This window comes from Companilactobacillus zhachilii, assembly GCF_003606365.2.
GTDB classification, from domain to species: domain Bacteria; phylum Bacillota; class Bacilli; order Lactobacillales; family Lactobacillaceae; genus Companilactobacillus; species Companilactobacillus zhachilii.
Genome location: NZ_CP031933.2, coordinates 1,001,880 through 1,013,383, shown reverse-complemented (window position 1 = coordinate 1,013,383; position 11,504 = coordinate 1,001,880). Strand labels below are relative to the sequence as shown.

Below are 11,504 nucleotides of genomic sequence, written 5' to 3'. Positions count from 1 at the left end.
TTGTTTTAATAATCTGTGAGTTGCATGGGATTTGAATCGTTTTTCTAGCAAAAGAATAAGATATTCGTTTTATAAGTCTATTCTTATTGGAAAGTTGATAATAAAAAAAGAGAAGTGAGTCATCACTTCTCTTTACATTATTTACCGTTCTTTTGAACAGCCTTAACAGCTTGTTTATGTGTACCGTTGAATAATTTCCATTTTTTGCCATCAGGAGTTTTGATAGTTGTCTTGCCAACTTTAACAAAGACCCAATTGTTAAAATCAGGTTCCTTCATTACTCTAAAGCCATCAATCTTGAACTTCTTAGGGTTCTTTTTATCCATAACTAACTTAGATTTCTTGAAATCTGAGATAGCCTTTTCGGAACCATCTTTGCTGACACGGACAAATTGTACAGTCTTGTGATCCTTACCTGTGAAGAATGTAAGATATTCATCCTTATTGTCTTCACTTACACCAACATAATCATGATTCTTGATTTCTGCTTTAGTAATCTTCTTAGCAGAATGTTGTTCTACTTGTTTTGTACTGCTTGCATTTGAACAACCAGTAGCAACGGTAGCAAAACCACCCATTAATGAAACAGCGGCCATAAAAGTAACCAATGTTTTTTTCATTATAATCTTCTCCTTGATGCAATTTATTGATAGAAATCTATCATCACTCTTGATTTTATGGTAATGAAAAACAAAAATCAATTTATATTGTAAATTATGCGGACTTTTTTAAATATTTCTTATCTTTTTGAAATAAATTATTGTATAATAAGAGAGTTGTGAAATGCGAACTTAGTTTAATGGTAAAATACCAGCTTCCCAAGCTAGTGTCGCGAGTTCGATTCTCGTAGTTCGCTTTAGAAGTTTAATCAAAATCAAAACGTTAACGCAGAATAGCCAGCAGTCCAAGTTCGGATTGCTGGCTATTTTTTAATATTTACTTTATTGCTCTGTAAAACTGTTTATTCCATTACGAAAGAGATTTTCAAAGAAGTTATTTAACTCCTCTGCACTCATCTCGGGATGCAGCAACCAATACTTTACAAGTCCTAATAGTGCTGAAGACAAATATTGTACTAACAGCTCTTTTTGTCTAGCATCCAAGCCATTAAACTGTGGGTCGTTATCAATAATTTTTAATCCTTTATCCACCAAGAATTTGACAAAGTATTCATAAAATCTAGGATCCCCATTTTCACTCAGTAAAATACTAATCGTCTCTCGGTTTTCATTCACAGCTTCTAAAATCCTCAGAATTTGTGTTTCACTTACAAACTTTTGTGACTCTAATTGATAAGTATCCTCAGTCGTATTATCTAACCCATTCAAAATATTATCTTCAATCACCTGCAATATGGCGAATTTATCACGATATTTTTGGTAAACTATCGTCCGATCAACATTACTATTGTCAGCAATTGAGATAATCGTAATCTTATCCAATGGCTTTTCTTTCATCAAGTTCAACAATGACGCCTGAATCTTTTCATCTATACTGTACATAAACTTATCCCCCGAAAATAAAATCAAGCATGTAACACGTTGTGCTAATTAAATATTCATTCAATTTTCTTATAGTATCAAAGTCAATACAATACGCTTTTTGAATTAAAAATGATTTAAATAAATATAAAAAATATAGATTTTTTATTATTTACTAAGAGTTAAAAAATTTTTGAAGGCTGAACTGTCATCGCCTTTAGTACGTAGAACAAAACATATCTTTCTACTTTTAAAAAAACTCCAGCAATCCAAAACTGGATTACTGGAGCCATTTGCCTGAATATTCAAGAACTGACCATGTTCTGTTCAACTCTTTTACATATCAGTCTTTTTTCTAGGCAGTCTTCAATTTACCGACTGCTTCTTCAATTGTTTTACCATCTGCAAAAACGTGAGTGTTTTTATCTTCAACAGTAAACAATTGAGATTCTGTATTTAACTCAACACGATATTTCATTTGTTTACCTCCCAATTATTTATTTCTTTATATCTGCTCAACGGATAATAAATGAAATTATATTCTTTATTTATTAAAATGCAAGCCCTTTCTTTTTAATAAATCCATGATAATCTGTTTTTTGGGTAGCATAATTTTCCAAATCTAGATATAATGAGGTACAGATAATAAGGAGAAGATGCAAAATGAAGAACATGTCCAAAAAAGAATATCCGTCGTGGTACCCTCGTAAACGGGGGCATAACACAGTAGAGTTTAATAAGCCAGATAAGTGGTACGAATGGTCGGCCATTCTGGATGTTATCTTTTTTGCGATTTTTTTACTTATAATAAATCATTAAGATAGTGGAACGAAACATGTTCTGCTTTCAATCATTAAGGCAAATGACGCCAGTAATCCAAAAACGGATTGCTGGCGTCATTTGTTTTCAGCGGAAAAAGTTATGTTTTGTTGCATGTTTAAGACAAAAATAGTTTTCTTTTTTTAAACATCATACTGTGTTTCACGTATCCCAGCATTCATCAAATCATATGGGGTTTTCATTGTGTCACCATCCCATGAAGCAATACCAATAACCATGGAAATAGCCATAGTATTTAATGAAATATCAGCTTTAACATTTTTCTCAAAGCCTTCTTTAATTCTCTGTGTAGCGATACCAGCACCTTTATTATTTGTATAAAGAAGTATCGCCCATGTGGGATCTTCATTATTCAACAAATATGTAATATCATTTGTCCTAGTTTTTTCCTTAATTGAATCTGTTGTCAACTTCAATAAATGTTGTAACTGATTTGAACCCATCATTCTTTTCAAATCATCGAAATAACGGATTTTGATAATTGCTGTTGTCACCGGTATTTCAAACCGTCGATTAGTTTCTGCAAACACCGCTATATCTTCTATATAGGCCACCGTCGTTCGAAGATTGGTCTGTTCATCAAATGCACCTCGCTCAATTAAAGCTGTCCGCAATTCGCCGTTAGACCTTTGTAGAGCCACTTGATTTTTGGTCATAGTATAAAGTGACAAAGACAACAAAATTGGTATAACCATCCAAAAGCTCAACTGCCAAGGAATAGCGCTCACCTTATTCATATATTGATAAATCATGACCACTGCCTGAATGGCAATAAACGTTATATTCGAAATTAAACTAGGTAAAATTCCAAAGAAATAAGTCATCATCAACAATCCAATTGTGCAAAATAAATAAATTGTATTCAAAAAAATATTTCCACTTAACGTCATTAAAATTGCTGTTGCTCCAAAAAGTGCTAAAAAAGTCAGAGTTCCAACATCTGCAAAGAGGGAATTTTTTTCATCCTTATTTTCCATTCTTATTCCCTCCATTATTTATACTCTGTTTTCTAAGTGTTAGAAAAATACCAACACCTATTAGTATTAAAACAACGATAGAAAAGCCCAAATAAATTAATAACTGTGAATTACGGCTGATAAAATTCTTCGTATTTAACGATTTATCAATTGCTTTATTTTTCTTAAAACGATAATTGTAATGTGCATTATTTGGATCAACTATAATAGCATCCCCGTTATATTGCTGAATGTTCTTTTGAAAATTAATCTGTGTTGACGCCAAATAAGTTGCTTTTGGACTGGGGCCAGTAACAACCAATAAACCTTTCTTTTCATTATAAGGCGAGCGCAGTAATTGATCTGTCCCAATCGTCTTTCCATAATCTCTTTCAATACTTAGCTTCTCGTTCGAAACAATTCGATTGAATCCATTTGAATATCTAAAATAAAGTTTTGAATTCAAAGTTTTAATCATATCATTGTTTTGGGCGTACCAACTACTATAACATTGCTATTTCGCAAAACATTTTTATTTGGTTTTGCGGTATAAAACTGGATTTTACCAGTATTACTCTTTGAAAAGTTACCAATTAGATTAAAAATATTTGTTAATGTTTTAAAATCATAATTACTTAATGTCTTAGGAATAACCACTGCCAAATTATCATAGGTTTGATTATTGATAAATAGCGTTGGATAGTTGCTAAATAGCAAATCATTCCCACGTTCAGATTTTACGTAAATACTCGACTTCGGTTCAATCTGTGCCCAAGGCGTATTGGAATTATCAGATGTATTTTGGTCTAGCATTTCCAAATCAAACGCCACTCTAACTTGAAAACTATTGCCTAGTGCAATCCCTCGTGGAACATTAACCGTCATTGTATCGCCATCAGCTTTGGCAGCACTCAACTTTTTACTGCCAACGATCGTTTTATTGATATAAACTGTGGCCAAAGCACGATTAAAGTTCAAATTTTTACTATAACGAAATTTTAACTTGAGTAACGAATCATCAATATTGGTATGATCATTCGGTAACGTTATAAAGTAACTAGTTTCTTGGTGACCCGCGCCCTGAACATTATCTTCCGAACTGCTAAGTTGATAATGACCATTGTCATGTAGCGAAGACGTAAATGTGTCTGTATTCGCATCCACCATCTCACTTGCTTTATCAGTCTCATTCATTAATTCCTCGTTCGCCACAAAACGAGCTGCTTTCTTCAACAGAGAACCAGTTTGAGCTGTAACAATTAGATAATAACGATTATTAGTATAATAGGTTTTGATAATAGCTTGGTTATTAATTTTATTAGAATTAATCTGCTTTTTCAAATTATCTGGTAATTTATTATACTTGGCTACCACCATTAAGTAGTCGTCCTTTTTAGGGTGACTATTATTCATCCTTACAACATGAACTTGATCATTATCAGTCGAAATAACCCGTGACTCTCCCGATAAAGCAATCATACTAGCAGTTAGTTCATCAGCGCTAGGATTATTGCTTGTGACAATTTTAGAATGTTGAAACGAAACCGTATCTTGTCCTGAAAAGTGATGATAAAAGGAATGCAGAGTATTCTCAGCTGGTTTTAGTGAATATTCAAAATTAACATTTGATCCCTGATTAATTGTCAACCAATTGGCTGGAGTCTGTTGCAATTGATAATCCTTATCACTAGTTTGATTTAAAATTTGACCATTAATTTGTAACTTATTAGTTCCACTCAATAAATTTAAAGGTATTTCAATTTGTTGAGATTGTGCCCCAGTTTCGTCTTTTGGCCTGAAGGAATCAAATTTAACACCATTGATTGACACGGTTATATCAGAAACTTGTCTGGAAGACAATTGTGAGATCTGAAAATTCAAATTGAATGTGGCCTTTTTAATATCCCAATAATCCATCTTGGTAAAATACATGTTGGACTGTACAGACTTTCCAGATAAAGTTGTCGTTTCATTTTGAAAGTTTTGTGTATATGTCAAATTTTCAGCTGCGAGAACATCGCTTGATTGAACAAAAAAACTTAAACAGCTTAAGAAAAACAACAGTCCAATCCAAATAAATTTATTGATATCGCTTGGTTTTATACCATTTTGCCTGTTTATGAAAGACTTGTTCACGAATATACCCCACCATTCCGTAAGCAGCTACTGCGAGCCACATTTGACTATAAACTAAGTACATAAAAATGATTAATAAAAAGTTAGCGAAAGTCAATTCACCTTTTTCCGTTGTAATTGTTAAGAAAGTACTTACTACGAACATTGTAACTGCAAAAAGCCATAATGAATTGCTAAATCCCTGTAGATCAGAATGAACCACACCAGCAACAGATAATACAAAAACCGTATCAGATAAGATCAATGATGTCATCAATAAAAATACACTGATAAGAAATACATTAAATCAAATCTAATAGGACGCCCTTTCTTCTGGAAGAGTAACTTAGCATTTTTTACAATTACATAAATATTACCTTCAACCCACCGTTTTCGCTGGTGAAACCAAACATCAAGGGTCTGTGGTTCTTGTTCCCAAGTAACAGCCCGTGGTTGAAATTTAATCCTATATCCCATTTGATAAACTCGAAAACTGATTTCAGTATCCTCAGCCAGTGCTTTAACATCCCATCCACCAACTTTTTCAATTACACTCCGACGAATAACATAATTTGTTCCCGGAATCGTGCATAAATGGAATAATTGCTGACGGCCAGCTTGCGCCATCCACTGAAAAGATAAAGTCTCAATATTAATAAACCTTGTTAGCAAAGAAGCATTCTTGTTACGCGTTCTAAATTTTCCAATTACAGCGGCAAGGCCATCATCAGCTAATAATTCAGCCACCAAAATTCTCAAAGCTGGTGCTTCAGGTGTATTATCCGCATCGTAAATTGAAATTATACTTCCTTGCGCGGATTTCAATCCAATATTTAAAGCATTGGATTTTCCCTTACCACCATTAGTTTTATCAGTATTTATTACCTTCAATCGTTTTTCCCCAAATTCATTCTGTAAATTACCTAAAAGCTGTGACGAATTATCGCTAGAATTATCATTAATAACAATAACTTCGTACTTATCTTGTGGATAATCAAAACTAAGCAAAGATAAAACAGTCTTGACGATAACAATTCCCTCATTGTGTGCTGGAACTAAAATAGAAACAAATGGCACTTTATCTGGCAGTTGAGGTGTCAGCTTGGATGATTGCCTCAAATACCAAGTATATCCGGCAATCGTTAAGATTAAATTAATTACTAATGTACCCCAAATTGAGATAATCGCTATAAGTAGAAAAAAATCTAAAATTGAAATAATTACACCTTCTATCTTTTAAACATATTTTTATAAATCTTCCGTCCTAATAATGTAAATATAATTAAAATTAACAAAACAATGACAAAGAAAATAGTCAAAATATTACCCTGTACATGAAAGAAATTACTAAATAACGCTTCTTTCTTTGTTGCATAGATAGGGATATCATTAGTATTTTTTGTATTTTGAATATTTTCTCTCTGACCATTCATATAATAATCACCATGACGATAATTCATAATGGAAGTCCCTGTTTTAATCGTCGTGTCTAGATTAATCGGGTCAAACCAGTTGATCTGTAAATGACCAACTTCTTGTTTTAAGTCGTGCAATCCAACCATAGAATCTGGAAGTTTAACAGTTAGCGCTGTCGGCATTGAAAATGACATGTCATAACTTTTTTTAACCTTTTTCAAAGATGAAACTGGCATACCATAAAAACTCATTTTCGTACTTAACGCATTATTATCTTGTTTAACATAAACAACTTTTTCATTTGGCAACAAAATCAAACTATTAGTATTTTTTAGCGCGTTGTCACGCAACACTTGATCTTGATTCCAATAGCCAAAGGAACTTATTCCAATTGGATACACATTTTCACGAGCAAGACTAACCATGTAACTCGAAAAAATTTGATTCAACTCTGGTCCACTATTGATTGGCGGGGCTCCAACAATTGGCATCTGAGCAAAAATCACTCCCCCTCGATTCTCAATCCTATTTAAAACGGTTGTGTAATTGGTGAAGGATTTCATTTGAGTATTATCACTCACTGAGCTCGCACTAATTGCAAATGGAATCTCCTTTTGATAACAATATAAACTCAAGTCATCCAAGATTTTCAAATTACTGTACGGAGTTACATTAGTTATAGTCAACATTGGTTGATATCTTTCTGTGCGACCAAATAGTTGGGAAATCAATTGACAAGCTGCCAATGAGCTTAAACCACTAGATTGAAAATATGGTAAATAGCCATTCCTTCCATTAATAACTCCATAAGGATATTTCTTTTGATTTTCTTCTTGCGTCGACAGTACACCAACAGTTTTACTTGAATTTGAAAGATTTTTCAAAACGGTTATCGTCTCGCTAAAAGGTAACAACTGCTCATCTCGATTAATTTTTAAAATAAATTGTTGCCGATAGATTCTTTTATTGTTTCCACCTAGTTGGGCAACTTCATTAGCAGTCAAATTGTCACCTACATGTAATTTTATCCCTGTAAACTTATCACGATCATGGATAAAATTTTTATTGTTCATTCCCACTTGAGGCCAATTTATCATCGTTATAACGCCTGAATACTTTTTAACAAGTCCAGAAGTATAGTCGTCTTGGGAAACTGTTTTAACCGATAAATTCAGGCTCGCCAACAACCGTTGTAACGAATCAATTTGTTTATCTGACTGATTAACATTATTTTCAGAATCATATACTAATAAAATCTTTTCCTGTGTTGTAGCCTGCACATTAGCTATAGGTATAGTGATAAAAGCCGACACTAGTGCCATAAATACCAAAATAAAGCTTAAAAACTTACTTCTCATCACTATCACCATCCTTAATCACTGTATTCCACAAACGATGATGCAAAATATCGCTTACAAAAAGAATAAATGTTAAATCTAAAGTAATTGGAACAATGAATTGATGTTTAGCTAAATCCGCTTCACCAGCAGCCAAAACAGAAATAATCGGAATAAAAATAATAATTGTCATCATTCCAAATACTAGTAGAAATCTAACAACTCCCTGATATCGGCCAGCACGAAAATCCAAAAAACAACTAATTGCATAAACAATCGTATATCCCAATACATATAAACCAATGAATCCATATTTATTTGGAAAAAAGGTCCCTGCATAAGTACTATAAAGCACAAAATATTTAGTATGCTCCCTAGGTTTATGTCCTGAATTTCTAGTAAAATTTCCAACTGCTTTTACTTGCGTAACCATGATATCTTTTGTAGAAACATCTAATAAACGGACAAATTGTTTGGGATTATGTATATAATACTTGATTAGCCATCCCATACCTGTCTTTTGAATCAAGTGCTTTTCAACATACTTGCTACTTGGTTGGACCGTGTCATACGTTCTAGGGTAATATTCCTGCATTCTCATCAATGAGTACTGTGGACTAATTCCAGCCTTAGACAGCTTCTTACTGGGATCGCCAGTCTCCATTAAAACTCCATGTGTAAAAGACTGATACTGATTTACATCGTTGAATTCAGAATTGATTTTGCTATATGTAAATACGCCTGCAAATAATAGCGCTACAATCCCGCCCAAAATAGCAAAGCGACGTGCTTTAAAATTAGGCAAGAACATCAGTCCAATTGCAACAACTGCAAAAGTTAAAGCTAATGGAGCATTTTGTTGTTTAATAGTCAACAACATTATGGTACTTGTAAAGAACAATAAAATCATAGGCCATCGTTTCTGGTAACAGTCACGTGAGATTGCCAGAATAGAAGCAAAAGAATAAAGCATTACGATATACATACCTGGTTCAGCAAAAAAGGAATTAAAATATAATGTAAATGACGAGTCAGCAAAAATAAAAACTACTAAAAGTGCAACAACATAACTTCTGATTCGACGATATGGGAAGACCAAGGACTTAGTCAATAAGTAAATTGCACCCAGGAAGAACACATAATAAATAATTGCTAAAAAACGAATATCAAAAATAGTCTTACTATAAAAAATCTTGTTCAAAAAGACAGCAAGCTTAACTATCATCGCCTGCGAGGTAAAAACAGCCGCTGAATTCTCATTATAATATTGATATATCCCGAATTTTGTAATTACATAATCCAATGATTGACTATAGTGTGTGGGCAATCGATAAACGCCATTGCTATTCATTGCACGATAAAAATCACCGTTATCGGCTAAGCCTTGTATCGGTGGAATAAATAACAAAAAACCGCTAATCACGGCCGCCAAAATCATAGCCATCATTGCTGGGGAAATATATTTTTTAAATTTATTAAAACTTATCCTCATATATTTACTCAAAAATTTATTTCCTTAATATTTTGAAGCAACCAATCCCAATAAATTATTAAATGAATAGGCTTGCTTTTGTTTTTCAACACCTAGAGCTCCATAAATCGGTGAATTTTCATCGGTTACTTGAGAATTCCACATCAAATTCATTGTGTAGCGATACATCTTCTCATCATGGCTATTTGCAAAGATCATAGCTGCCAATGCATAACTACCAGATGATTGATTCTTATTTACAACCGCTCCATTAACTGAATAACTATTATATAGTTCATGTGATTTCACTTGGCGCGCCAACCAATTTAATGTAACTCTTTTAACCTTACCAACCTCTGATAAGTGCAAGATTGTCTCTAATGCTTCAGAAGTATTCAAATCATCTCTACTGTACGCTCCAAATTCCCAGGAATAACTAGATGCATACAGTGGAAAAGCATCTCCCAGATAACCACGTTGAACCATCTTGAGTTGATTCTGATAGTACTTTTTCTCCTTTTTTGTATCCGCTTCAAAATACTTTAAAGTTGATAAATCATAGTAAGCTAATGAACTATCCGTACTACTCTTCTTTTCTTTAACATCATAAAAATCAGTAATACGTCCCTTTTTTATTACATTATTTTTCAACATCGCGAAGCGTTTTGCGGCTTCATAACGATATTTATTATTTCCTGTAGCTTCATAGTACATTTGCAATGCCCGAATAATTCTAAAATCATCCAGTGTAGCATTAACATTAGCTTTCTTATTACTATTAGGATCATACCGATAACTGAATTGAGTTCCTTGGTTAAAGGTTTTTTTTGTTTTCTTATAAAACTCACGAAATTTTTTATATTTATGTTGATAAATTAGATATTCCAACCAAAAACCAGATGATTCCGATAACATCTCGTGACCGACTGCATTATTTTGGTCTGATTTTTTTATATTTAAATAGTTAGTATAAATTCCCTCATTGGTAATCATTTTGTTATCAACAAATTTGAATAATAATTTTTCTTGATTATTGTAATCGCCATAATTACTCGTTACAGCAAAATCACTATCTTTATTTTTCGGTAATACTACTTTCGTTTCTTTATGACAACCAGCAACAATCGAAAGAATTAAAAATACAAGTATCCATAACTTCTTTTTCATCTGCTTATTCACCCCAATAAATGTTCGCTCATTTATAAATTATATTATACTCTTCAACCTAATTGATTTACTTTCAAAAATTAAATGTAATCAGCATATTATTATAAATAAAATTCTATGCTCCAAATATAGTTCAGAGATATATCAAATTTTTTTAGTAATTCATTTTAGAATTCTAAGAGGTACGCTTAAAACTACAAAAAAAATTATTTTTACTATTCTCTTTGCTATAATTAACGTAAGGAGGCGGTAGGCATGGCTTTAAATATTAATTTGGTGAACGGCCGCAGTATTCATATCACTGAAGAAACATATATCATCGCATGGAAATATCAATCATCAATGATGGCAAGTAATGCTGATCATTATTATCTTGACTGTATTTTCAAGGGTGGTTTCGAAGATGGAAAAATCACTGAAGAGGACGAAGAAAACAAGTTGGAAGGTTTGATCAGTGCTGCTGATTGGATAACTATTGGTAAAGACAACAAGAATTCTTTGAAGACGACCGCTATTTTAAGTATAACTAGAGATTAAAAACAGTTTGGGACAAAAATATTATTGTCTTTAAACATTCAGCATAAACGTGGAACAAAACATAGCTTTTTCCGCTTAAAAAAAATGACCCCAGCAATCCAAAATCGGATTACTGGGGTCATTTGCCTTAATGCTCGAAAGCTGAACATGTTTTTTGTCCCACTCTCAAAAAAAAGGACCCAGT

At 32.9% G+C, this 11,504-nt stretch carries 10 protein-coding genes, 1 tRNA gene and 1 pseudogene; 2 read left to right on the top strand and 10 right to left on the bottom strand.

Annotated elements, in window-relative coordinates; translation table 11 throughout:
- Nucleotides 1-137: 137 nt before the first annotated feature.
- Nucleotides 138-620 carry a hypothetical protein gene (locus D1B17_RS04465; RefSeq protein ID WP_120142851.1) on the bottom strand — a complete coding sequence of 161 codons (483 nt, stop codon included), beginning with the start codon at nt 618-620 and terminating at the stop codon, nt 138-140.
- A gap of 165 nt (nt 621-785) precedes the next feature.
- On the opposite strand from D1B17_RS04465, the gene D1B17_RS04460 reads away from it, so the two are divergent.
- Nucleotides 786-856 (top strand) — tRNA-Gly (locus tag D1B17_RS04460).
- Between the two features lie 85 nt (nt 857-941).
- Here D1B17_RS04460 and D1B17_RS04455 read toward each other — a convergent pair.
- The 9 genes and pseudogenes from D1B17_RS04455 to D1B17_RS04425 form a co-directional block, all read right to left on the bottom strand.
- Nucleotides 942-1,502, bottom strand: a complete 561-nt coding sequence (locus D1B17_RS04455; RefSeq protein WP_120142852.1) for a TetR/AcrR family transcriptional regulator — start codon at nt 1,500-1,502, stop codon at nt 942-944.
- A 334-nt stretch (nt 1,503-1,836) separates the two neighbouring features.
- Complete coding sequence (locus D1B17_RS12845; protein ID WP_268872417.1) at nt 1,837-1,959, bottom strand: hypothetical protein; 123 nt, start codon at nt 1,957-1,959, stop codon at nt 1,837-1,839.
- A gap of 484 nt (nt 1,960-2,443) precedes the next feature.
- Complete coding sequence (locus tag D1B17_RS04450) at nt 2,444-3,298, bottom strand: diguanylate cyclase domain-containing protein (protein WP_120142853.1); 855 nt, start codon at nt 3,296-3,298, stop codon at nt 2,444-2,446.
- Nucleotides 3,288-3,755, bottom strand: a complete 468-nt coding sequence (locus D1B17_RS12950) for a hypothetical protein (RefSeq protein WP_338026094.1) — start codon at nt 3,753-3,755, stop codon at nt 3,288-3,290. Before D1B17_RS12950 ends, D1B17_RS04450 begins: the two co-directional genes overlap by 11 nt.
- Nucleotides 3,752-5,275 (bottom strand): cellulose biosynthesis cyclic di-GMP-binding regulatory protein BcsB, encoded by a 1,524-nt coding sequence (locus tag D1B17_RS04445; protein ID WP_338026093.1) that lies wholly within the window; start codon nt 5,273-5,275, stop codon nt 3,752-3,754. Before D1B17_RS04445 ends, D1B17_RS12950 begins: the two co-directional genes overlap by 4 nt.
- A gap of 82 nt (nt 5,276-5,357) precedes the next feature.
- A pseudogene (locus D1B17_RS04440) lies at nt 5,358-6,610 on the bottom strand (glycosyltransferase family 2 protein).
- An 11-nt stretch (nt 6,611-6,621) separates the two neighbouring features.
- Complete coding sequence (locus tag D1B17_RS04435; protein WP_137432103.1) at nt 6,622-8,088, bottom strand: hypothetical protein; 1,467 nt, start codon at nt 8,086-8,088, stop codon at nt 6,622-6,624.
- A gap of 67 nt (nt 8,089-8,155) precedes the next feature.
- Nucleotides 8,156-9,592: a glycan biosynthesis hexose transferase WsfD gene (gene wsfD / locus D1B17_RS04430; protein WP_240704456.1), complete on the bottom strand. Its 1,437-nt coding sequence runs from the start codon at nt 9,590-9,592 to the stop codon at nt 8,156-8,158.
- Between the two features lie 69 nt (nt 9,593-9,661).
- Entirely contained in the window at nt 9,662-10,783 is a 1,122-nt protein-coding gene (locus D1B17_RS04425; RefSeq protein ID WP_120142856.1) for a hypothetical protein, read from the bottom strand.
- Between the two features lie 255 nt (nt 10,784-11,038).
- Here D1B17_RS04425 and D1B17_RS04420 point away from each other — a divergent pair, with 255 nt between their 5' ends.
- A complete protein-coding gene (locus tag D1B17_RS04420) occupies nt 11,039-11,320 on the top strand; it encodes a hypothetical protein (protein WP_120142857.1) in 282 nt (93 codons plus the stop codon).
- Nucleotides 11,321-11,504 lie beyond the last annotated feature (184 nt).